Origin of the sequence: Pseudomonas sp. AK181 (assembly GCF_051122975.1) — a bacterium.
Classification (GTDB): domain Bacteria; phylum Pseudomonadota; class Gammaproteobacteria; order Pseudomonadales; family Pseudomonadaceae; genus Aquipseudomonas; species Aquipseudomonas lactis.
The window spans coordinates 2,218,965-2,241,259 of the sequence record NZ_CP146348.1 but is presented as its reverse complement, the minus strand read 5'-3'; the positions used below and the strand labels follow the sequence as shown (position 1 = coordinate 2,241,259).

Annotated in this window: 28 protein-coding genes; 4 read left to right on the top strand and 24 right to left on the bottom strand. The window is 56.8% G+C overall.

The window, feature by feature from the left end; genetic code table 11:
* The first annotated feature begins 37 nt into the window (after positions 1-37).
* Positions 38-1,189, top strand: coding sequence for an MFS transporter (locus tag V8689_RS10620; protein ID WP_056788303.1), 1,152 nt, complete (start codon positions 38-40; stop codon positions 1,187-1,189).
* Positions 1,190-1,197: 8 nt separating this feature from the next.
* Here the strand turns inward: V8689_RS10620 and V8689_RS10615 are convergent, their stop codons facing one another.
* From V8689_RS10615 to V8689_RS10580, 8 genes are all read right to left on the bottom strand, one after another.
* Positions 1,198-1,950 carry a type III secretion effector protein gene (locus V8689_RS10615; RefSeq protein ID WP_282390121.1) on the bottom strand — a complete coding sequence of 251 codons (753 nt, stop codon included), beginning with the start codon at positions 1,948-1,950 and terminating at the stop codon, positions 1,198-1,200.
* A gap of 241 nt (positions 1,951-2,191) precedes the next feature.
* The gene (locus V8689_RS10610) at positions 2,192-2,986 is read right to left on the bottom strand and encodes a DNA adenine methylase (protein WP_150073102.1); all 795 of its coding nucleotides are present in this window, start codon (positions 2,984-2,986) and stop codon (positions 2,192-2,194) included.
* Complete coding sequence (locus tag V8689_RS10605; protein ID WP_150073118.1) at positions 2,956-3,147, bottom strand: Com family DNA-binding transcriptional regulator; 192 nt, start codon at positions 3,145-3,147, stop codon at positions 2,956-2,958. Before V8689_RS10605 ends, V8689_RS10610 begins: the two co-directional genes overlap by 31 nt.
* A gap of 136 nt (positions 3,148-3,283) precedes the next feature.
* Entirely contained in the window at positions 3,284-3,880 is a 597-nt protein-coding gene (locus V8689_RS10600) for a tail fiber assembly protein (RefSeq protein ID WP_434520709.1), read from the bottom strand.
* Positions 3,881-3,888: 8 nt separating this feature from the next.
* Positions 3,889-5,559 (bottom strand): phage tail protein, encoded by a 1,671-nt coding sequence (locus tag V8689_RS10595; protein WP_434520708.1) that lies wholly within the window; start codon positions 5,557-5,559, stop codon positions 3,889-3,891.
* Positions 5,559-6,143, bottom strand: coding sequence for a phage tail protein (locus V8689_RS10590; RefSeq protein WP_160049566.1), 585 nt, complete (start codon positions 6,141-6,143; stop codon positions 5,559-5,561). Before V8689_RS10590 ends, V8689_RS10595 begins: the two co-directional genes overlap by 1 nt.
* On the bottom strand, positions 6,136-7,257 hold the full coding sequence (locus tag V8689_RS10585) for a baseplate assembly protein (RefSeq protein WP_434520707.1): 1,122 nt from the start codon (positions 7,255-7,257) through the stop codon (positions 6,136-6,138). The genes V8689_RS10590 and V8689_RS10585 overlap by 8 nt, the downstream gene beginning before the upstream one ends.
* Positions 7,241-7,618 carry a GPW/gp25 family protein gene (locus tag V8689_RS10580; RefSeq protein WP_032803616.1) on the bottom strand — a complete coding sequence of 126 codons (378 nt, stop codon included), beginning with the start codon at positions 7,616-7,618 and terminating at the stop codon, positions 7,241-7,243. Before V8689_RS10580 ends, V8689_RS10585 begins: the two co-directional genes overlap by 17 nt.
* Positions 7,619-7,699: 81 nt before the next feature.
* Here V8689_RS10580 and V8689_RS10575 point away from each other — a divergent pair, with 81 nt between their 5' ends.
* A complete protein-coding gene (locus V8689_RS10575) occupies positions 7,700-8,461 on the top strand; it encodes a hypothetical protein (RefSeq protein ID WP_005789353.1) in 762 nt (253 codons plus the stop codon).
* Position 8,462: 1 nt separating this feature from the next.
* Here the strand turns inward: V8689_RS10575 and V8689_RS10570 are convergent, their stop codons facing one another.
* Genes V8689_RS10570 through V8689_RS10550 form a run of 5 tightly spaced genes read right to left on the bottom strand, consistent with a single transcriptional unit; the run spans position 8,463 to position 13,771 of the window.
* Positions 8,463-8,996, bottom strand: coding sequence for a phage baseplate assembly protein V (locus V8689_RS10570; RefSeq protein ID WP_005789355.1), 534 nt, complete (start codon positions 8,994-8,996; stop codon positions 8,463-8,465).
* Positions 8,996-10,105, bottom strand: a complete 1,110-nt coding sequence (locus tag V8689_RS10565) for a phage late control D family protein (RefSeq protein ID WP_005789357.1) — start codon at positions 10,103-10,105, stop codon at positions 8,996-8,998. Before V8689_RS10565 ends, V8689_RS10570 begins: the two co-directional genes overlap by 1 nt.
* Positions 10,093-10,299, bottom strand: coding sequence for a tail protein X (locus tag V8689_RS10560; protein WP_150073106.1), 207 nt, complete (start codon positions 10,297-10,299; stop codon positions 10,093-10,095). Before V8689_RS10560 ends, V8689_RS10565 begins: the two co-directional genes overlap by 13 nt.
* The gene (locus V8689_RS10555) at positions 10,299-11,180 is read right to left on the bottom strand and encodes a phage tail protein (RefSeq protein WP_005789359.1); all 882 of its coding nucleotides are present in this window, start codon (positions 11,178-11,180) and stop codon (positions 10,299-10,301) included. Before V8689_RS10555 ends, V8689_RS10560 begins: the two co-directional genes overlap by 1 nt.
* Complete coding sequence (locus V8689_RS10550; protein WP_150073107.1) at positions 11,180-13,771, bottom strand: phage tail tape measure protein; 2,592 nt, start codon at positions 13,769-13,771, stop codon at positions 11,180-11,182. Before V8689_RS10550 ends, V8689_RS10555 begins: the two co-directional genes overlap by 1 nt.
* Before the next feature lie 19 nt (positions 13,772-13,790).
* On the opposite strand from V8689_RS10550, the gene V8689_RS10545 reads away from it, so the two are divergent.
* Complete coding sequence (locus V8689_RS10545; protein ID WP_005789363.1) at positions 13,791-14,051, top strand: hypothetical protein; 261 nt, start codon at positions 13,791-13,793, stop codon at positions 14,049-14,051.
* 59 nt (positions 14,052-14,110) lie between these two features.
* Here the strand turns inward: V8689_RS10545 and V8689_RS10540 are convergent, their stop codons facing one another.
* Positions 14,111-14,425 carry a phage tail assembly protein gene (locus V8689_RS10540; RefSeq protein WP_005789366.1) on the bottom strand — a complete coding sequence of 105 codons (315 nt, stop codon included), beginning with the start codon at positions 14,423-14,425 and terminating at the stop codon, positions 14,111-14,113.
* 333 nt (positions 14,426-14,758) lie between these two features.
* Between V8689_RS10540 and V8689_RS10535 the strand changes: the two genes are divergently transcribed.
* Complete coding sequence (locus V8689_RS10535; RefSeq protein WP_005789368.1) at positions 14,759-15,238, top strand: hypothetical protein; 480 nt, start codon at positions 14,759-14,761, stop codon at positions 15,236-15,238.
* Position 15,239: 1 nt separating this feature from the next.
* On the opposite strand, the gene V8689_RS10530 is transcribed toward V8689_RS10535, so the two are convergent.
* From V8689_RS10530 to V8689_RS10485, 10 genes are all read right to left on the bottom strand, one after another.
* Positions 15,240-15,764 (bottom strand): phage major tail tube protein, encoded by a 525-nt coding sequence (locus tag V8689_RS10530; RefSeq protein WP_005789370.1) that lies wholly within the window; start codon positions 15,762-15,764, stop codon positions 15,240-15,242.
* The gene (locus V8689_RS10525) at positions 15,765-17,189 is read right to left on the bottom strand and encodes a phage tail sheath subtilisin-like domain-containing protein (RefSeq protein ID WP_005789372.1); all 1,425 of its coding nucleotides are present in this window, start codon (positions 17,187-17,189) and stop codon (positions 15,765-15,767) included.
* A complete protein-coding gene (locus tag V8689_RS10520; protein ID WP_005789373.1) occupies positions 17,179-17,433 on the bottom strand; it encodes a hypothetical protein in 255 nt (84 codons plus the stop codon). The genes V8689_RS10525 and V8689_RS10520 overlap by 11 nt, the downstream gene beginning before the upstream one ends.
* A complete protein-coding gene (locus V8689_RS10515; RefSeq protein WP_005789375.1) occupies positions 17,430-17,918 on the bottom strand; it encodes a Gp37 family protein in 489 nt (162 codons plus the stop codon). Before V8689_RS10515 ends, V8689_RS10520 begins: the two co-directional genes overlap by 4 nt.
* Positions 17,918-18,349, bottom strand: a complete 432-nt coding sequence (locus tag V8689_RS10510) for a gp436 family protein (protein ID WP_005789377.1) — start codon at positions 18,347-18,349, stop codon at positions 17,918-17,920. Before V8689_RS10510 ends, V8689_RS10515 begins: the two co-directional genes overlap by 1 nt.
* Before the next feature lie 3 nt (positions 18,350-18,352).
* Entirely contained in the window at positions 18,353-19,333 is a 981-nt protein-coding gene (locus tag V8689_RS10505; protein ID WP_005789379.1) for a major capsid protein, read from the bottom strand.
* Between the two features lie 13 nt (positions 19,334-19,346).
* A complete protein-coding gene (locus V8689_RS10500) occupies positions 19,347-19,715 on the bottom strand; it encodes a head decoration protein (RefSeq protein WP_005789381.1) in 369 nt (122 codons plus the stop codon).
* Positions 19,716-19,723: 8 nt separating this feature from the next.
* Complete coding sequence (locus tag V8689_RS10495) at positions 19,724-20,743, bottom strand: peptidase (protein ID WP_150073108.1); 1,020 nt, start codon at positions 20,741-20,743, stop codon at positions 19,724-19,726.
* Between the two features lie 236 nt (positions 20,744-20,979).
* Entirely contained in the window at positions 20,980-21,456 is a 477-nt protein-coding gene (locus V8689_RS10490; RefSeq protein WP_005789385.1) for a phage virion morphogenesis protein, read from the bottom strand.
* 10 nt (positions 21,457-21,466) lie between these two features.
* Complete coding sequence (locus tag V8689_RS10485; RefSeq protein WP_005789387.1) at positions 21,467-22,294, bottom strand: phage head morphogenesis protein; 828 nt, start codon at positions 22,292-22,294, stop codon at positions 21,467-21,469.
* Position 22,295 lies beyond the last annotated feature (1 nt).

Below are 22,295 nucleotides of genomic sequence, written 5' to 3'. Positions count from 1 at the left end.
GGACATCGTTCGTTGAACGCCAAACCAAGGATTTTTCATGACTGCCATTCCCACCCCTGCCCCCGTGGTTCCCGGGCGACTGGAACAGATGTCGACCCGCATCGCTTTTTTTATCGCAGGTTTTGGTATCGCGGCCTGGGCGCCGTTGGTGCCGTATGCCAAGGCACGCGCGAACCTGAATGAAGGCACCCTTGGCTTGCTGTTGTTGTGCCTGGGGGTGGGGTCGATCATCGCAATGCCGGCAGCGGGTGCGCTCGCCTCGCGTTACGGTTGCCGACGCGTGCTGACCGCAGGGACACTGATGATCTGCCTGGCCCTGCCGATACTGGCCACCGTCAGTTCGATCCCGTTGTTGATTGCCGGGTTATTCCTGTTTGGCGCAGGCCTGGGCACCGTGGACTCCACCGTCAACCTGCAAGCGGTGATCGTTGAGCGCGCCAGTGGCAAAACCATGATGTCGGGCTTCCATGGGTTGTTCAGCCTGGGGGGCATTGTCGGCGCAGCGGGGGTTGCGGGGTTACTTGGCCTGGGGCTGTCGCCATTGCAGGCAACTCTGGTGGTGGTGGTTATCACGCTGGGAGCGCTGTTCAAGGCTGCACCGCACTTGTTGCCTTACGGCAGTGAAAGCTCAGGGCCGGCATTTGCAGTGCCCCATGGGGTGGTGTTGTTTATCGGTTGCCTGTGTTTTATCGTCTTTTTGGCTGAAGGTGCCGTACTGGATTGGAGTGCCGTGTTTTTGAGCGCCGAGCGCGGCCTGGATGAGGCTTACGCCGGCCTGGGCTACGCGGCATTTGCCTTGACCATGACCGCAGGGCGACTCACCGGCGATGCCATTGTTCGACGCCTGGGGCCCACACGGGTGATTGTGATCGGTGGCGCGCTGGCCTGTGCCGGCTTGCTCCTCGCAACCCTATTGCCAGCGTGGGAAACGGCGCTGCTCGGATATGCGCTGGTGGGTGCCGGGTGTTCGAATATCGTGCCGGTGCTGTATACCGCCGTGGGCAAGCAAACAGTGATGCCGGAACATATTGCGGTGCCCGCCATCACCACACTGGGTTATGCCGGCATTCTCGCCGGCCCCGCCATGATTGGCTTTATCGCCCATGGCAGCAGCTTGAGTACTGCCTTCATCCTGATCGCGGTATTGCTGGCGGCAGTGGCCATCAGTGGCAAAATCCTCAAGGTATAGCTCGCTTTTCAGCGTGCCTTGCGAGCGGCGTCCTGCTCATGCCACCGTTCAAGGCTTTTGTTGCTCAGCCACCCCTCTTTGTGAGGTGGACCAAATAGTCGTGTGACATTTGCACGCTCCAATGAGGGCAACAAGCCTGGGCGCTCAATAATGTTCTTGGCGGTGTAGACGCAGAACTCGCTGTATTTGGATTGGGGCATGCCCGTGGACGTATCCAGCACGGGCGCGCTCTGTTGATCAACCTCGTATGGGTCCTGCATGACCTCCCTGAGCTTGGCGATTTCCACGTACTGATGCTGTTCAAACAGGTAGGTTCGATCCATGGTCTCGTCTCTCAACAGCGGAAACTGGCCTTGCAGTGCCTCCACCACCTGCGCATTGCCTTGCGCATGAAACGGGTCTTGACTGAACACATTCGCCGAGCTGTTCCCCTGCAACGCCTGGGCAGCCGCACTGAGGCTATCGCGCGTAATATCGCCGTCCCGGCTGAAAACCGCATCACTCAAGCGCGGGCGCTTGAGCATTTCCCTCACGACCTGAATCACGTCATCCAACGCCTCGCTTTCCCCCTTAGGATGAGCGGCGATCCGCTGCAAAGACATCCAGGTCAGTCGCCCATCACTCAGGAACGAGTGCAGCAAGGCGAAGGATTTCTCCAGCGCTTTAGTCAACTGGCTATCCGTTGACGTTGCACTCGGCAGGACACCACTGGACCGCTCAATGGGTAAGTTCTGCAAGTCTCGATGACGCAGAGCCGACAAGGGTGCACGAAAAAGACGGGGCTTGCGCGGGCCTTCCACCGGGGACGAGGAAGAGCTTTCATGCCAGGTTTCAGCGGTGGCCGGTGGTGGCTTGGTTGATTGTACGGCCGGCCTGTCGGGGGGGAGAGGCCGGGGAGGTAGTACACCCTCGATTGTCATGGGTGATGCCGAGCGCGAAAAACTCGCGCTCTAATCTGAGATAAATGGCCTCAGAATTTTTTGCAGCTGTTGCAACAGAATATCAAAACAGACCGGCAGGTTCGGCCTGAATGTCCCAACTGAAGATCAACACCTCCTTTGCATCACTCCCTTTACCGCCCCCAACGGTGTATTTGATGTCAGTGGTTTCTATGTGGAAATCAGCAAATACCCTACGGATGTCAGGGTGGTCATTCAGGCTAACGATAGCCTTGCCCTTAATTTCTCTTAAAACTGTGGCCATCGCTTCGTACTGTTCCAGCCCAAACGGAACGCCGTAGCCTTCCGTCTGCCAATACGGCGGGTCACAGTAAAACAGCGTGTGTTCACGGTCGTACTTCTTCATCACCTCTTGCCAACCCAAGTGCTCTATATAAGTGCTGCTCAGACGCAGGTGCGCGGCTGATAGCGTCTCTTCTAAGCGCAGTAGGTTTAGTCCTGGTGGTGTCGTGGTAGCGGTTCCATACGATTGTCCATCAACGCGTCCGCCGAAAGCGGATTGCTGCAGGTAGTAAAACCTGGCTGCCCTCTGGATATCGGTAAGGGTCTCCGGCCTCGTCATCTGCAACCACTTAAACACCTGGCGGCTCGACAGAGCCCATTTGAACTGCCTGACGAACTCTTCCAAGTGGTTTTGCACCACCCGGTAGAGGTTGATCAAGTCACCGTTGACATCATTAAGCACCTCGACCTCTGCCGGTACCGGTCTTAAAAAAAATAGCGCGGCGCCTCCGGCAAAAGGCTCCACATAACAACTGTGAGCCGGAAACAGCGTAAAGATACGGTCGGCGAGACGGCGTTTGCCACCTATCCAGGGGATAATCGGTTGCGCGGACATACTGCCTCCTGAAGGCTTGGGACGCTCGCTGGCGATGTCAGGAGGCTCTCGGCCTTCAAATGGTTAAGCGTCCGGCAACGCGGGCACTTGATCTGTAACTCCGTAAACCCACATACGGCGGCTAACTTTCGGCCACAGTGGCCACAACGTATCTCTTGCATCATCTGCAAACCTTTTGCACTTCTGGTAGGCTTTCCAGCGCTCACGTGAGCGGGAGGGCCTTGGCTGGCTTGCAGGGTAGTTCTGCTGGTTGGCGGTCAGCTTAGATGCGTCTACATCTGAGCTGGCAGCCCTCTTTTATTGCTGATTGCGATTGGCGGGTGAAGCTGGCCAATCAATAATTTTCGGAAAGTCAGGCTGCCGCTGAATTCTGTTCAAGCCTATGCGATAGCGCTTCCATTCCTCTATTTCTATCTCTTCTTCCGGCGACGCGTCGCCCAGATCCACTGCATCTTGCAATGGTGCTATTCGCGTGGCTGCAGCCGCCAACAATCGGTCGCGTTCAGCTAGGGCTTGACTGGATAGTGCCTTAGCCTCTGCTTCTTGATCTAACTGCCAGCGATCTTCTTGCCATACGTAAAACGGACCGGGACAGACTTCTGCTGTCAGGTAATCGGGAAGCGGGCCAAGCTCTTGCCATTCGCGAGCCTTCCCATCGACTTTGCTATAGACAATGCCTCGACAGTCTTGAACTAACGACCAGGTCTGATCGCTGTCGGGAGTATTGATCACTGCAAAGCCTATTTTGTTTGGCGGCGGCGCTTCGACAAAGGCCCCGGCTGGTATGAGCCAGTTATCCGGGTCAAGCGGGTTGGGGTCTGCAAATGCTTCACCTATGTACTCCCCCGTAACCGGATGGGCTAGGTAAATCCGCGGAGGATTGGAATCTGTCATGGTTCACCTCAGTACTTGATACACATCAGTCGTGCAACGTTTCGAGGACGCGTTTCGGCCCCGCCGGTTCTACCGGTGGTTCCGACGCTCACGCTACCGTCAACTTTAAAGTCTGTTGTTGTATTTCCTCCAGCAGCTCCAGCGGCTCCGGTACCGTCGCTAGTCAGCGTGTGATCGTGAGCCTCCAGCATTGGGGGTTGCCAGGTTCCTAGACCACGACCGGCATCAACACCGCGACCGTCATCGAGCCCTCTGAAGAACTCTGCGCGACTTTCGGGCAGGTTGAACGTGGTACTCCCGTCTCCCGCACCGTAGGTCGTACCAATTACTGCAAAGAGATTGGCGTATACGGTTCTGGAAACTGCAGCACCATTTTCTTTCAGGAATCCAGCAGGCGCTCTGGCGCCCGCGAAAGCGATAGAAGTCCCAACCGGCAGAAGAGCATTTGCATCTAAATTTCCGTCATGCCATAGGGTCCGTTTCGGCGTCCACTTACCTGAGTTCGTCACGCCGCGAACGCAGATAATCACATCATCACGGCCCTGACCTACAGCAATCTGGCCAGCGCACGACTTGTCGGAATAGGGGAGGTTTAAGATGGATGAATACTGTAAAAAAGCTGTTGGCGATCCATCCATCGCGTAAAAACCACCGGGCAAACCAATTGTCTCGATGGGTGCTACATCAGTGGACGTGCCACCGATACCAAAGCGACCAATTTTGACCCCATCAAGTATTCCGTAATCCGCAAGGCTCACGCCTTTGTTAGCCTTACCGGCCAGCGCTTTTGTCATTGTGGACGCGAAGTTCGGATCGTTTCCTAGCGCGGTAGCCAACTCGTTTAATGTGTCAAGCGCCTCTGGCGAAGAACCCACCAATGCAGAAACAGCTGCCCGAACGAACGCAGTGTTCGCGACACGCTTTGAATTGTCTCCAGCGGCCACGTTCGGCACCTCTGGCGCTCCAGTAAAGACAGGGCTCGCAAGTGGTGCCTTGGTTGAGGGGTCGAAGCTACCTGTATGCCAAAGTTTCCGGGTGGGCGTCCACTCTCCTGAGTTGCTCACGCTCCTGATATAAACTACTGGCTCTGCTCCGCCTTGCTCAAAGCCTAACTGCCCAGCGAAACCCTCCTCCCCATAAGGGATGTTGATCAACCCTACGTAGTTGGCAAAAGTGGTATATCCCTCCTTGAACGAGTAAAAGCCGCCGAGCAGATTTTTGGAATCAATACGCCCTTGTGGAGATACTTTCCCGCCGAGCCCGTAATCACCGATAGCGATAGCGTCGATGATCCCGTGCCCATCTAAGGTCCGGGGATTTTCACCTGCGGTGGCTACGCCCTTCGCGTTTAATGTGACTTTTGTGTAGCTTCCAGCCAAAACACCTGAGTCAGCGAGCGTTAACGTTATCTCCGTGTCGGCGCTACCGTCGAAGCTAACGCTGCCACTGACCGCGCCCTTGAACTTCAACAAGCGAGCTGTGGCCAGCTGAGCAGCCAAGCCAACGGCGGTTTTACCGTTAACAATCTTTGCGATAGCGGCTTTCAGCCACGCAGTTCGATTGCCCAACTGCTCAGCTTGTTTGTTCGCTATGCCACCAGGGCCACCTAATACCCTATCCGAAGTTTCAATTTGGTAAGTCCCATCTGCGTAGTCTTCTGTTTCAGGCAAGGTGGCCATCAAATACTGCTCCCATGGTTATACAGCCCGTCATAACGAGCGGCGCCGTTGTAGCGAATGGCCACGGCTTGATACTCAAGCGAGGCAAGGCGGCACCTTTTAGGTGCGATGGTGGACAACATGCGGCGGATTAGATCCGCCTGATCGTTCGTAATGGGCTCGGCGAATATCACGCGATACGCTGCCCAGGCGCGGGGCGCGCCGTAGACGTAAAGCCCGTTGAAGTTAATGCTGCCGTCATAGGTGCGACCGCCGAGGCCCTCCTGCAGCTGGACCTCGCCAAAGCCTAGCAGGCGGATAATTTCCCGGATCGCCCAGGGCGTGCCCTTGTATCGGTGCAGCTCTACTGCGTTTTTGAGTAGGTTCCTGCGGGCGTCTTCGGACTCGGCCAACAACCAAGCGGCCTCATCGAGCAGGCTGAACTGATCGGCCAGCACGGGCAGCAGAGGCGCTTTCACCAGGTCGAGGAGATAGACCAGCATCGGCGTCAAATCAATGCCGGCATGCCGTTCTTCAAGCAACTTGCACAGGCGTGCAAAGCGTTCGTCACCCGCCAGCGCTGGCGGCAGGGTCAACTCAGCCATCAGACACCCCCGCATAGAGGATGTCGATGTCAGAGCAATCAGCCCAGCTGTGTCGCCCTAGTGTCAGGGGAACAGCCGGTAGCTCCAGGACTGAGCGGTACACGCCCGAGACCTGCAGTCGGGCGTTGAGCTGCTCGGGCACGATGTCGAGCCCGAGTTTGACGCGCAGTTCCTGGGCGTAGTCCTGGGCGGCCTTACGCACTGCGGCCAGAGTGGGCTCTCTGTCGGCCCAGGCGTACAGCGTGATGTGCGACTTGATACGCCAGTCGATATGTTCCGGCATCTGCGCTCGCACTGTGTCACACAGAGGGCGTAGTTTTTGGCCGGTCAGGTAACGCTCGATCTGCTCCAGGAGGTTCGCCGTAGGCATACCCGTTTCAGTGAGCGGATGAATAGCCACCTCGCCATCTGGCAATCCGTCCTCGGGACCGCGTACGGCCACATCAATGATGGACTGGTGGACCGATAGCGCGTGATACCGGTAGGCGCCCTCACTGCCTGCTGTGGTGTAAGCCTCGGGGGCAAGAATGATCCGTTCTATATAATGAGGATCGACCTCGTCTTCTGCGCCGTCGACAGGTACGGTGATATTACTGGCCGATAACCCGGTAAACCCCTCACCGACCAATGTATTGATTTGACCGATAGCCCAACCGTTGCCGATAACACCGGGGGTGTCGCAGACAGCCCGCACCTGCACAGTAAGCGCTCCCGCCTTCAAGACCGCCTCCTGACGGGTAAGAAACGCCACGGCGCCATTTTGAGTGGTTAGGCGTGTATTGGCGGGAATCAAACGATCCTGCGGTTGCCCACCGACGATATCGAACTGGACGGTGCAAACCGCACCAACGGATAACAAGCGTGGCGTACCAACTAGGTCGCCCAGGTAGTCAAGGATCGGCCCTCTGCTGTATCGCACCAGGAGCTTCTCACCAGCGTTCTGGATCGCAGCCTTGATTCGTGTTTCTGAATAAGCTACCTGGTTGAGGAATAAACGCTCGATCTGCGCGGGGTACAACGACTTGCCGGACTCTTTCTCGTAGCTGGCAATAATCTCAGCCTCTGTGGCCGCAGGATCGATCTTGACGAACTCGGGCTTAGGTAGCTCGCGCATACGGCACCTCGGTCAGTTGAGGAACGCCATCGGCAACACGCCATTGCACGCGCACCGTGACGTGTTCGTCGTCGATACTGACTTGCACCTGGACAATGGAAACGCGGGTTTCCCAGCGACGAATGGCGTCAACCGATTCGCGCACCAGGTGCGGGGTGACCCGGTTGGTGGGCCAGTCGATATACAGATGTAGGTCGCTGCCGAAGTCGGGCCTGTGGGCATCGCTGCCCTTGGGCGTGGTCAGGATAATTCGAATAGCCTGGTCAATGTCCCGTAGGCCCTCAACCACCCCTCCGGGTGTACCGAGGGCGGGCTGCCAGTGGGCGGCGGTGATGCTGGTATAAGCAAGGGGAGTCGTCATGTGCCAATGATGGAGAAACCATCTACGCTTGGCTTTTAACCTAGTTTAAAGAAGACCGTGCTTAGGCAATTAGGAGCTGAAATGAATAGAAAACCAAAAGTAGCGGTACTCAGGCAGTTAAGAAAGGAGGTTGGTTTCGGCTGCCCTGTAAAGGGCTGCGGTAGCCCTTACCTTGAGTGGCATCATTTTGACCCGCCTTGGCACGTAGAGAATCACCACAACCCGGAGGGAATGATAGCTCTGTGTGTTCAGCACCACGCACAAGCAGACGCAGGTGCTTTTACCATTGAGCAGCTTAGGCAAATGAAGCAAGCGAAGGATGAAGCTGAACAAGTCAAAGGACGTTTTAACTGGATGAGAAATGAGTTGTTAATGGTCATAGGTGGAAGCTTCCTCCTGGAAACCTACGTGGCTGTAAGCCATAAGCATGGTCCCGTAATTTGGCTTAGTCGTGATGATGATGGATATCTTCTTCTAAATGTCGCAGAGGCGACCATTAACGGTGAACCAAGGTTCTCGATGGAAGAAAACTTTTGGACCGTTCATGGCAACCAAGAGGATGTTGAATGCCCACCATCCGGTAAAGCTGTCTCAGTTAAGTATCCCAATGGCGACGCGGTCTCCGTGAAATTCTTGGAGCTTAAGAGCGAGGAGGCACTACGTAAACAATATCCAGAGGCGCCTGATGCTTTGTTTGAGATCTCGACCCCCATCACAGCTGTGGAGGTGACCTATCGACTGAAGAGCACTGGGGTCGATATTGGACCAAAGGAGTTGACGGTATACGGGAACACAATCCGTGGTGAGTTTATTAAAGGTGCAAAAATCGCTGTCCTACTTTAGATCAATGACTATGGTTACTTGAGTTTCCGGCAGCATCGATGATTTTTCCCGTCGCATTGATATTTCCATTCACCTGCAGGTTTCCATTGAGGGTCACCTGCGGGACGTCCAATACTGCAGAGGGAGCCTTAACTGTTACTGGCTCATTGGCCTCAACCATGATGTTTCTGCCGCACTTCACAAGCAATGCTCCAACACAGTCCAGCGTCATGACCCCGGACACGCGGTTGTAAGTCGAGACCGTTCCATCGCTAAAGCGCACATAGTCAGTATCCTCGTCTATGACAGGCGGTGGTTCGGCAGTCGAGTAAATCCCGCCCAGGTACACGCCGCCCACGCCATCGGCATCGAGCAGAACCGCCACTTGTTCGCCCAGTTCGGGCATGAGCGGACGGCGCTTTGTGCCCTGCGTATTACGCTGAGGCACGTTGAGCCAGTAACTTTCTACGCCGTCACGGTCATCCAGTCGCACGCGGATGCGACAACCAGGGTAATCCACAGCGCTGACCTCACCGTATTCCAGTTCAACGCCCATTACGCCACCACTTCATGCGGCATGCCATGGGTCGACAGCGCCAGGTCAGGCTTGGTATTGGCCGCCGTCAAGCTGATCGTGGGCGCCGAGACGCGGCAGACCTCTTGATCCACGGTGTAGCCGGAACGGCTCACGCGGTGGTTTGAGGCGGTGATCAGGTAGTTGCCGCCAAGTTTGCCCGCTGCGACCAGGGTGACCACGTTACCGCTCACCAGATCAGGGCGCCCCATACTGGTCCAACTGCCCGTGGTGCGCTCTCGGTTAGCCTTGCCGAGGTCGCCCTTGGCTTTGGCTTTTGCCACCTCTGTCGAGCTGCTACGGCCTCGCTGTTTCTTGGTATCGGCACTGGTGGTGGTCTTGCTGGAGCTGCTGGGCACAGCAACTGTTTCGCCATTAACGATGGTGTAAGAGATCAGTTTCTTTTGGACAGGGTCTTTGTGTTTCACCTCGATAGCCTTCGGCACTACGGTTATCTGGTCGCGCAACCGGACGCTGGCGAGATCCTGCAGGACCAGGCTGCCCACGGGCACGCCCTTGCACAACTCGCTGATCGCATGAAACACCATGCGCTTGCCGGTCACTTTGAAGGCGTAGTCGTACTCACCCGCCAGGTTGCGCAGAAACGTCAGATCCGACTCTTGCTGGGTCAGCCGGTCGAGTGTGATCGGCTCAATGCGCCCAATCAGCTCCAACCCCTGGCGCGTTGCAATCTGTTTCGCTACCGCATCCAGGGTCGTGTTCTCGTAGGCTTTATGCTCGGTGGTCCGCAACGCCGTTTGAATGCCGGCACCAAGCGCCCGAATGTTGATGGTCGAGGGCGGGCAGTTCAGCTCCACCTCATCAATTTCAAAGCTGCCCACGGACCGTAGAGGCTTGCCTTCCCAGCCGATAGACAGCTGCAAGGTGTCGCCATGCCCTGGGTACCAAGCGTCCCGCCACTTGCCCTCCATGTCCTCCAGTTCAATGTCCAGGCTGTCTGCCTGCCCGGTCAAAAAGTCGGTGTAACTCAACGACAGCAAGTGCTTGCTGATATCGCGGGTGATGTTGCGCTGCTGGTAGGTCAGCACAAAGCGCGCCTCGGGTACCTGTTCGGGAATCAGCGCATCCATGGGGGGAGATCCTCGGTTGACGCCACTGGCTCTAACATTGGAATAGCGAGCATCAGACCAGCCGGGAGAGCCGCAGTGATGGGCACGTGGGCGTTGGCTTCCACGATAGGCCAATAGCGGTGAGCGTCACCGTAGTAACGCCAGGCAAGCTGATCCCAGCGCTCTCCCTCAGTTGTTATGTGGGTGATAAACATCAGGCTCTCCGGGTCAGGACTTGTGCCGCCAGGCCCGCCAGGCGAGTGCCCGCACCGTTCAAGGTGGACGCCGCCTGGTTTAGGGATTCGTGTGAGCTGTTGAACCGGTCGACGATGTTGCCAAGGTCAACCGGATCAAGGCTCGACCGAGACCCCATTACGTTGCCCAGCACGTTGTCACTCAGGCGCGACAGATCGGAGCCGTCATCGAGCAGCTCAGCTGCCAGCTTAAAACCTTGGAGCGGCTCGATAGCCCGCGCAGTGATATTCAGCAACTGCGGTACCTGGCCCAGAATCATCGACGGACTGCCGCTCTTGACGGAGTCATAGAGGTTTTTCCCCGCCCGCAATACATTGCCAACGGTTTTAGCGTGACCAATAGCCAACTGGGTCGGGCTGGCGGGTGGCGTGAGTTTTGATATCAGCCCAGGTGACCCCATGCCCGCTGCAGCTGTTCCGCTCAAGGCGGGATCGAGCAGCCCTGGCCGCAGAACCTTACGATTAAACGACCCGGTGTATTCCTTCAGGCTCACCTGCACTGTGGCCGCCGTAATCTGACCGACAGCGGTGGCTCGACGGATCGTGTTGCCGATATCGGTAATGACATAGGCACCCAGGTATTCGCCACTGCCCATGACGAATGCCAGCGGCTCGTGCTTGCTCTTGGCCTGGCGAAGAGCCCGCAAGCGCTCATCGGGATCACCCAGCACCGGGTGAAGTTCTACCGTCAGGTTGCAGGTGTCCAAGCCTTCGCCAATCCACTCCAGCAGTGGCTTACCCTGGATACGAGAATGCTCAGCCCAGTCGGCAGAGCCACTTTGCTCCAGCCCACTGATACCACCTGCAACGGTGAACTCGATATCGCCAAGAATCGCAAACATCAGGCAAATCCTTCATCAGATGAGCCATAACTGCGGCGGCGCCTGTCGTGGCTGTAGCGCTCCATGAACTTCACAAAGTCCGCGTAACCGGCCTGCGATCCTTGCACCACCTGGTCACGGATGTTCGCGCCACCGGATACCGTGATCTGTGGCGAGTAATGGTAAGTGGGCTGTCCTGTTGCACCAGGTGCGCCGCCTTGGCCTGGGCTTGAAAAGCCGCCCATCATGCTCGCTCTGGATACTTCAGCCGGGTTGGGCGGCAGCATGTCGACCTTCGACTGACCCGCCATTCCCAGGGCTGCTCGGCGCACCAGGTCGGATTGCGCCGTGATGCCAATTGCCGCGCCTTCGCTGATGTTTGCGCCGTACCCCATGAAAACCCGGCTCGGTGACTGGATGCCCAAGGTCTCCGTAAACCAGCCCTTAACAGAGGAGCCAATGCCCACCACGCTGTCTTTCAGCGAGCTGGCCATGTTGCTGATGCCGCTAATCAGCCCCGTCACCAGCATCCCGCCGAACTCACTGAATTTACCGGGCAGCTCCACTCCGAAATAGCTCATTACTCCAGCGAAGGCGCGGTAGAACAGCCCTAGCGGTGAAAAGTTAAGAATCAATCCGGTGATACCAGACAGCCCGCCATTGAAGCCCGCCTTGACCTCTGTCCATAAGCCGCTGAAGAAGCCCTTGATGGGTTCCCAGTAGCGGTAGATCAGATACGCGCCCAAAGCAATACCTGTGATCAACAAACCGATGGGGTTCATCAGTAAGGCTCTGCCCAGCCAGAGGACTGCCTGTCCGGCAAGCTTGAGCCCGAACAGCAAAGTGCCGCCGAGGATTTTGCCCAGGAACAACCCACCTCGGGCCGCCATCAGCAACGGCGCGCCCAATGCCATAGTGACCCCGCGCAAGAACAACCCGCTGTACTTGGCCACAGTGAGCAAACCCGCGCCAACACGGGACAGGCCGCTGACCAGAGGGGCAAACTTGCCCACCTGCCACATACCACGCAACAACGTCCATTTGGCCGATACGGTAGTGATGGTGGTGGACATTGCCACGAACGGCGACATAACCAGATTAGCGCCGTAGGCCAGGCCGATGAAGGCAAGCTTGCCCGCGAGCAGGCCGCCGACGAGACCGACAACGCCTTTGATGATGGTGGGGTTTTCACTGGCCCATGTTGAGAACGAAGCCATCACAGGTACAAGTGCCTGGGTCACGTCCACCAGTGCAGGTATAAGGGCGCTTCCCAGCGAGATGCCAATGTCTGATAGGTTCACTCCCAGGCGCTTCAGCTCCTCTTTGGGGCTACCCATACGCTTTTTCCAGTCCTGTTCAAGCACGCCCTGGTCAGCAGACCCCATTCCTCCTTTTTGGATGTCTGCTTGTTCCGACCGGTTCGCGAGCGCTGGTCGGAGATATGACAATACCTGCATATCCCGGAACAGTTCTCCGAGCTTATAAGCTTCGTTGATGCGATTTAGTGCTGTCTCTCGCTCTGATTGATCTTTGAGCGACATCGCCTTTTGAAATTCGGATGCTGCTTTTGGGCTTTTAGTGCCCATGTATTTTGTGATGATGTCCAGCATGGCTTGCGTGGGAGTAAGCCCTGAGCTGATCAAGTTAGTCATTGATGTTTTAAGATCAATGCCCGCGTCGCTGAATGACTTCAAAGTGTCAGGAGCGGTCAATTTAGAAAGGAAGTTCTTGTAGTTGTTGGCAGCCTCATCGTTACTTCCGGCGCCTTTACGTGCGATTTGCAACGATGCGCCAATTTCTGCGACCGCACGCTCGCCTGTAACACCCAGCGCAGCAAATTGCGGCGTGAGCTGCGGCAGCCATTTAGCCATGTCTGCCAGTTCGAATTGGCCTCGCTTGCCTGCATAGGCAAGGATATTCATTGCACGCTCTAACCCAGCGGCGCCGATACCCAGGTTATCGTTCAGTGCGATAGCGACAGCCCCAAGATCGTCCATGCTGGCTCGGGTTGCGGTAGCGGTTTTGGCCATTACTGGCGCGTACGCAGCAAGCTCTTTTGCGCTTGAGATACCTCCTGCAATCAGGACGCCCGTACCCTTGGCAACTTCGGTTTGAGTTTGGTTCCACCTCAGAGCGGCGCCGCGCATCACATTACTTAGGCGTTGTTCCTCAGCCTCGTCAAAGCCACCGGTAATAGATATGTCGCGGGTTTGGTCCTGGAATTCGATGGCCGTGCGCACCGACTGCACCACTGGCGCGCCCAGGGCCACGCCAGTACCGATAGTTTCCACCGCTTGCCCACGCAGATCACCACGCTTGTTTTTCAGCGTTTCACCACGGGCAATGCTGGTATTGAGGCGTTCTTGCTTGGTCTTGAGCTGTTCAATGGTACGACCGACCTGGTCGTACTGACGGCGCAGGCGTTCAACGCCGGTACCGCCTCGGGCAATAGAAGCCGCCAGCTCCGCCCCCATCAGCTTCTGCTTGGTAGTCAAGCCATCGGTAGCGCGGCCCAACTGCTGCACGGTCGACTTCGCCGAGCCAAACGCGGCATGCAGGCTACCGGATACCACGGCACCGATCTTTAATCCGACCAGGACTTCATTAGCCATAATTTGCTACGCTGCAAGCATGTTTGAAAAAGCCGCTCTGCTCACCGCCAAAACCCTATATGCACTGGCCATCGGCGTCGGTGTGATCTGGCTTGCCTGGCTTTGCCTGGCAAACCTGCCATTGTGGGCTGCGGTGCTGATGTTCTGCCTGGGCCTGCCGTTGCTGGCGCTGGTAGCCGCCCCTATCGCAGCGGGCGGCGCATTGCTAGCGGGAGTGGTAGTTGGCTTGGTGACTTTGATCAGCGGTTCATCTGCTCGGAAAATTCGATCCGGCGGTTAATCTCTCGCTGACATACATCGACCCAAAACCAGTACCGTTCCATCTCCAGCTCGTCGATTTCAGACGGCTGCATCCTCAGTACCAGTAGCAGCGCTTCGTCCCAGGAATGCAGCAAGGTCTCGTCCGTGGGACATTTCCCGCAACACCTCAGTAGCTGACTTAGAGTCAGCAATATCGAATTCCAGCAGATCTTCCAGGGTGATGCCGAGCATCTTGGCGCATAGCATGTCTTCCATGGCGCCTTCGTCCTTGGCTACTGCCTGGGCTGCGCTGATGTCTTTGCGCTTGAGACGTTTGATAGGCAGGGATTTGAGCTGGTCACCTGTGCCTGATTTGAAGGGGAACTTGAGGGTGAGACTGACTTGGTCGGCCACGTTTGATACTCCAGGTTGATCGAGTGATCGGTTGCTCTATGAGAGCCTTGAGTATCGCGTCTGGTCGGAGCGCTGGCTTTTAATCGAGTTTAAAGAGAAATTTTTTGATGAGCAGACTGGGAGGTCAAAATGGAAGAAGAAATCACGCTTGAGCATAACGGCATTGAATGCACGGCAACCTTCATAGTGGAGGGAGACACGTTGACCGTTTTTCTCCCCAATGGGGATCAACGAACCACAGAGCTACGAGGGCTGGACCCGATAGCGGCAGCGCGGCCGCATATACGGTCTTACATCAATAGTCTTTCTAAAAAGAAGTAGCCGAGGCCGAATATGTCAGAGTCGAATATAGAGCGGTTTGACGAAATAACCGGGAAGATTTTTGCTCATCTTTATCAGCACTTTCCAGTTCCAACCCGCCTTGAACCTGAGATTGCAGGCGTCACGATGCAGAAAAGGGTATTCGATCCGGTAACTGAGGAAGGGTACGGTGGTGCCCAAGACTTGACTGAGATTGAACGTGAAACCGTGGATTTCTTCGTCCACTCAGCAAAGTGGTTAGCCAAGGCTGGCTATATAGACATACTCATATCGAGCTCAACTGGGTTCATCGACGTGACCCTCACCGCAAAAGGTCTGGAGGTTCTCAAGGCTACGCCTAAAAGCCTTGAGAACTCCGAAACGCTAGGACAGCAGCTCATTGCAGCGACTAAAGGCGGCTTTGCTGATCAGATCAGAGACCTAACAACCAGTGTACTGAAACGAGGTGTCGCGCTGGCTGTCACAACGGCAAGTGAGCTAGCGGGAAGTTAACTCAAGCTTGTCCTATATTTTTACGGTATTTGGACAACTGATCTACACCGCCAACCTTGAAGATATTGGACAGATAGTCGAGCAGCATGATCTCTTCGCCATCAAGTATCTGCCGTACGTACGTGGCCGAAAATGGCGATTCGAACTTGCTTGGATCACGCGGTTTGTAGTTGCCCAGGGCGTATTCCTTGAAGGTCACCGTCATCATGGTGACCAGCGGGATCTCGTCGACCAGGCCCGAGCTGTTGACCACCTGAACGCTTGAACGGCATTGCAACTGCACGCTCTTCATCGGAGTAGCTAGCTTCTTAGCTGCGTCATAATAGAGGCTGTTCCAAACGATCTTGCCTTCCAGCTTGTCGATGCCATCTGGCAGTTCGATAAGACCTACCAAGCCCAGCCCTTGGAAATCCGACATCACTGTTTTCACAGAGCCAAGATCAATCTCCTCGCAGCGACCAAAGAAACTATTTCCATCCAGGTAGACCGACGCGTTGGCGATCCGATGTGCGCTAAAACCGGCCATTTATGCGGCTCCCAGGTTGACCAGGTATTCCCCGGTGATTTCGGTTTCAAAGGTGCCGCGTTCAAATGGAAGAGGCACCGTCAGTTTGTAGCTGAACAGCAAATGTCCGGCCTCGATCTCGGTCTGCGGGTTGCGTGCAGGGTCATACCAGCACTCACCACCGAGCAGCGCCTCGTCGCCAATCAGCTTACGCATGAATTGGTTCACGCTTTCCGTGATGCTGTCGATCAGCGAGTTGGTGATTGGCATGTCAACGAATTGCAGCGAGCTGTAACGAATCGATTCGTCGACCACGTCTTTGGTCCGGCGCACGTTCTCGAAGTTGCGCATGTGGGTCACGGTCGGCCAGGCGGCGGTGCGGTTGCCCCACAGACGCAAGCCCGTGCCGAACGAATTGAACACGGTGGTGATACCGTTTTCGTTGAGCAGATTGACCTCGCTGTTGGGATCATCGACCCGCGCCGTCAATGGCCGCTCCAGGCCGATGACGCCCACTAGTTCCTGGTTGGAGCTGGACCACCAGTAGCCACTGTCGTTATCGACCTTGGCCCGCAGGCCCGCCGCGCGGACCGACAGCGGCTGCAGGCGCTCGCCGTTGGTGCGTGCGTCGTAGATCTTCACATGTGGGTAGCACAGACGTACCCGGTCACTGCTGGTGTTGAAGTTGATGGTGCCGAGTGGGCCCCGGCCAGCAATTACCTGTTGCACTGTGGCGCCGATGGGGGCGTCGATGTAAGCAACGCCGCTCAACTGGGTCGCCGACGCAATCAGTTCGACACTCACGCTGTTCAAGGTGCTAAAGCCTGGCGCAATGAAAACCTTGGGGAAGAACCCGAACAGGTTGTAGCTGTCTGGAAACGCCTTCAAGCCTGTACGGCGACCGGCCACGGTGACGGCGCCGATAATATCGGCTGGGGTGACTTTACTCGGATCTGTGTGGGTGTAGTCCGCCTTCACCTTGGCAGCGGCAGGAATACCGCCCGAAGGTTTACGCGTGACACGACCGGTCAGCAGGTTCACTGAATAGTCGGTGTCCGCTACATAAGTGTTGGTACCGTCCTCAGACTTCAACGCAAGGACTTGCAAGGCACCGTGCTGCAGTTGCAGCAGGTCGTTGTCACCGAACTGGCGAGCCTGCCCGACGATATTACTGCGGTGGACTGCCGGGTCCAGCACATTGACCACCAACACGGTCCCGGCGCCGAAGGCATGAATGCCCGCCAGTGCCTCAGCGATGCTGAAACCTTCCAGATCTGGGCCGAACTTGGCGTCGTCCACTTCGGTTTGCGACAGTGTCAGCTCGTTGACCGGTCCAATAGGCGCGGTGCCGACCAACGCAATGACCGCTGACTTGACCACACGGATAGCCCGAGGGCCGCGTTCGACTTCGATGGTCTCGATGCCATGCAAATAGTTAGCTGCCATTTTGTTTGGCTCCTTTCTTCTCGACGACGGCTACAGGCTCAGCCGGTGGAGTGGGAACTACGGACGTCTCGGGCAAAAGCACCAGGTGCTTCAATGCCAGCAGCACCACGGTGTATTCGTGATCAGCCGGAAGCTCGACGTCACCTCCAGGCAGAAGTTGCACATCGAGCAGCTCGCGCTCTTCACCCACACGTAGCGAGGCGCAACTCTGCGGGCCGGTGTAGAGGTATCGGGTCAGTTTCATGGGTGTTCCTCAAAGCGGGTGTCTTTCAATAGCGGGCCGTCTTCGGGACCCATGGTTTGTAGCTGTGTGGCGCGAGTAGCGATGGTCACCCCGTACTGCCAAAGCCCCTGCACCTGGCCGATGTAATGTTCGGCGGATGGCCTGCATGCCATATCGCAATGCGGTGGTTTCCAGCCGGTCAAGCATTCACGAATCCGATCCAGAAAACTGATCGCACCGCCGGAACCGTGAAGCTGGCGAAACACCAGGGTCAGTTGAAAGCTCATGCTGCGGGCTTGGAATACCGCGTCAGTGGCTTCTGATGCACCAAACGTCGACTTGCCGTAAGCCACCAGAATGGCGCCCACCGTATGGTTGAGTCGGTATAGCGCGGGGTTTTCAGGAAACAGCTCAACGGACAGCTCCCGGCCAAAGTCCTTTTTTAACCGAGCGATAAAGGCATCCAGCAACTGCTCGGTTTGGGTCTTTGCCTTGGGCTGGCTCATCAGTAGCGCTCCCATTGATCAGCCGTGAACTGCGAGCGGCGGGCACGGACTTTGATTTCACCAGGCTCTGGTGCCGCCTGGCCGGTTGGCATGCCCAGGGTGACCACACCATCGCGGATGCTTTCCAGCAGCTTGATGGTGTCCTTGCGGCTGTCCTTGACCGGGTCCGGCATCGCCCCTTCCGGGCGGCGCTGATAGAGCCAGTGCCGCGCCAAATACACCACCGCATCGCGCAAAACGGTGGGCACCGGGTCCAGCGGCAGGTTGTAACGCCCGCGCAGATAACCATCCACCAACTCTTCAGCCTGGCGCACGCCGTCACCAATGACGTTTTCGTTCGGCTGCTCTGCAGCCGGGTCATCATTGGAAAGCTGGATCAACGTTATTTCGGGGATGGCGTTGCCGATATCGGCGCGGGTGCAGTAGCGCATGGGTCAACCTATCTTCAATTCGACCAGGGCTTCAGGGAGCAAGCACAAGGCCAATGGGTTGCTCTGAGCCTCCAACTTCCAGCCTTTACCCAAGCTACGTGCCTCAGCCTTGCTGTAAAACGGCAGGCCCAGGGTGTTGACCGTTTCGTTGTAGTTGGCCGGGGCGTTGAACATGCGGAACACGCCCTTGGCGACAGGGAACACCTGGGCCACATCCAGGGGGATAAAGCGCTGAGCACTGACAGTCACGTCGTACTCGATAAACTCGATGCCCCCGAAGGTGAAGCCCGAACGCACGTCGCCACCCAGACGGTCCTGCGCCTCTTGATAGTTGGCAAATGCCGCCTTAACTTTTTCGTGCTCGACGAAAGCGTCCAGCCAACCCGGCCCGCAGAGGCTGCGAAACCCTGTGACCATTACACCGCCGAGCTTGGATTCGGAATGGCGTTTGGCATCCAGACACGCCTTGCGAACGTTGGTGGTAGCACTGCCGAGGTTGACGTTGATTTTCTTTTGCTCCACCCCGAACTCGTTATAGAGGTCGGTGATAACAGCACCGTCAGAGTCCAGCAATTTGCCGCGCAAGGCACCAACGCGCTGGAATTCGCGGGTGGCTTCGATGCTGTTTTTCAACTCCTGCAGGTTGTCGTTGATGATGGTGGCTACCGGTGCCGCTGAGTTTTCCTGTCCAAAGGCCGCAATGCCCTGGAGCTGGTTTGGTAGAAGAGATCGGCTGACGGGCAAGTGCAAGGTTTCAAAGGTTTTACGCGAACGCTTACTGCCTTTGACCGGCGCTGGATCATCGTTACGCGAAGTGTTGGGTACCAAAACCAGGCGACCCTCGCGCTCGTCAATAACCACGCTGGTGCTGGTGACACCTTTTTCGTCAAACAGCCCCATCGCGCCGACCTTGCCAGGAATAGCGGGTAGCTTGTTTACGGCTGCCGTCAGGTTGGCAATGCTGAACATGTCTTGCAAATTCATGGAGTACTCCTAGTCAGAGGGCCGCACGGGCAACAATGCCAAGGGCATCGAGTTCGTCCAGGGCGGTTGCTTTGGGGGCATCGGTGAAACCGGCAGGCCACACCAATTCATTTGGATCAACAACGGCGCCGCGAGCGATCACCAAGCCAGGGCGGTCGCCGTCGGTGGCATCCACATCTTCAGCCAGCACAGCGACCGCTTTTTTGGCAGCCGCCGCTCCGGCTGGATCGAGTACCTGGTACTTGCCCGCCACCTTAGCCAGCACCTGGCCCAGCAAATATTTGGAGCCAGCAAGCAAGGTGCCTTTCTGCTTGGTCCAGCCCTCGCTGACCTCAACCAGCAGCACGTCACCCAAATTTTTAGGTTGTGAAAAATTAGCCATGGGACCTCCTATTTCTGAGTGCGGGCTTCGGCATCAGCCAGCAACGGGTTTTGAGATTGTTTGGTTGTCTTGCCAGCCCGTTCCTTGGACGCCTGTTCGCTGAAACTGACCGAGCCAGTCAAGGTGTTGAACACCTTCTTCAAGCCATCGGCCAAAGGCTCGCGCTCGTCGTCTTCACCGAACTCCAGTGGTTTTACGCCGCCCTCGGCGTAATCCAGTACGGCGACGATGGCGGGTACATGAACGGGCTTCATGCCCGCAGCGACTAGCTGCTCGGCGTACTCGACGTTTTTTGCATGCAAGGCGGTTTGTGCCGCTTCGATATCTGCCTTTTCACGCTTGGCGAGCCTGGCTTTGAGCTGAGCGTTTTCAGTGGTAATGGCGTTTTTTTCGTCTTCAGTCACAATGGTTGCCTCGATGGTTGGTTTGGGCGCGGGATCGCTGAATGCGGCTGGCCCGTCATCGCGGAGCGAATCAGCCAGGAGGGTTTCGACTTCCCAGTTGGGCACGACCTGGTCGGCCACGGCTTGCCCAAACTGGCTGATCAGCCACTCGCGCAATTTGCGAAAAATGCCTGCGGAGACGCTGTCGCCCAAATCGCCAAATTCAAGGACGCCTTCTTCGCCTTCTGCCAGGTCGACGGGGCGCAGACCTTTGACGGCTGGCGGCTGGGCGCCAAGAAAGCCGACATGTCGTAGGTAGTACACGCCAGGGACTGGATTGTTGGCGGCATCAGGCTGGTAGAAGGACGCGGAGATTTTCTTGAATTTGCCCTTGGCAACCAGCTCGGCAAAATCGGCGTCCACTTGCTGAGGCTCGGCGACTAGGCCGTGATCTGCGAGAGACAAGGACTTGACCCAACCGCCAGCCGGGGCGTCATGTTTTGGATGGCCGATAACCAGTGGGGCTTCATGCAGTGTCGGGTCGTATGCTTTCACCGTGGCGGCGAGGTCTGACTCGCTGAAGTCGAAACTTCCGCCGCCCATTGCGGTGTGCTGACCTGACTTGAAGATGTGAATGGGTTTCATGAGGCTGTACGCTGCCGTTGAAGGTGATGCGCACAGATTGGGCTTGTGATCGGCCCAAGGCTTTTAATCGAGTTTAAAGAGTTTCAGATGAGTGCCAGAACGGCGGTGGTGCATTCAGCACTCGCGCCGCTGGTAAAGAATAAGGCAGATCGGCTTTATAAAGCGTTTACAACGTTGTTCAACCCTATAGTGCGATGAACCGCAGCCGCATTGCTGCCCAGGCGCCTCTGAGGGCGTTACAGGCGAGCTGCCTTTTCGATGTGATGCATCGCCAATTCCAGGATCGACTCTTCCGCTTCGGGCTGCAGCTGGCCCTCGGTGTCCATAGGAAGGAACGGACGGCCTGGAATGTCGCCCCATAGATGTGGAAATTCCGACTTGTCACCGCCGAAGTGCATCATTGCGGCATATGGCTTGTTACTGCCGACCAGTGCGCTGCTGTCATCGGCACGGCTGCTGATGGATGCTGCCAGCCCTGCGGCGCTGACCTGCAATATCTGGCCAGGCCAGTTACCTTTCTTCGCCCGGCGCTCTGTGGTTGTGTCTGAAAGATCCGCCCAATCGGGCCGACCCTCCTCGGCAAAGTTCTCCTCAGTCTGGCTGAGCATCTCGGCGGCGATACTACGCATCAGTGGCGCAACATCACCCACCGCCCACTCCACCCGGCGCAAAACGTCCTGCAGGCGCTGGTGATCCAGCTCTACTGTGATCATGTCAAACCCCTTATGCCGCTGTTTGTTTACGCTTCAACATGTCGGCCAGGCCAGTACCTGGTGCGTGGTTGAACCCCGGATCTGTTCGGAACGTTACGGGCTTGCCCACCTTATCCGTGGTACGCAAGCCGGTGACCTCTGCAGTACGAATCTCGCCCGTACGCTTATCCACGCCTGTTTCGACCGTTTCGGTGAACATGCGGCCTTCGCTTGAAACGATCTTAAGCCCCCGGCGTTTGACTGCTGCCTCGGTCAGCGCAACAACGCGGCAACGGCAGTTGAAACCGTTAGGTGGAAAGATCGCCGACCAGATCGGGTCATCGTGACGAAAGACCTGACCATGTAAGGCGCGATGACTGGGCCGTGTTTTGCCGTCCAGGATAGCCACGTACATCCAGTACGGATGGGTATCGGTGGTTTCTTCCATAGTGGCCTTGCGACCGGCCATGTAAGCGCTCTGCAGGTTGGTCTGGTAGATGGTCTTCAGCCGACGCGGGCTGCCCAACTGGACCAGTTCACCCTCGCCCTGGCTGTCAACGATGACCTGCTTGCCCCACCAGCCTTGAGACTCCAAGGTCGGCTGCAGCGCCGTGATGAACTGCTTGAGGGTTTGTCCATCCTGCAACGCCGTCTCCAGGGCACCGCGAATGTCAGACAGCAGATCGAGGCGCATGGCCTTAGCCACGGTAAACGCCTGGTCGTGCGCCTGGTCAAGCATGTCCTGCCAGTTCCAGGTGATTGCGTAGCCCTTGGATTTTAGGTAAGCGACGGCCTGCTCGGGCTCCAGTCCAAAAATACCCTTGAGGTCGACAGGGTTAGGTGCTTTTGCGTTGGACACG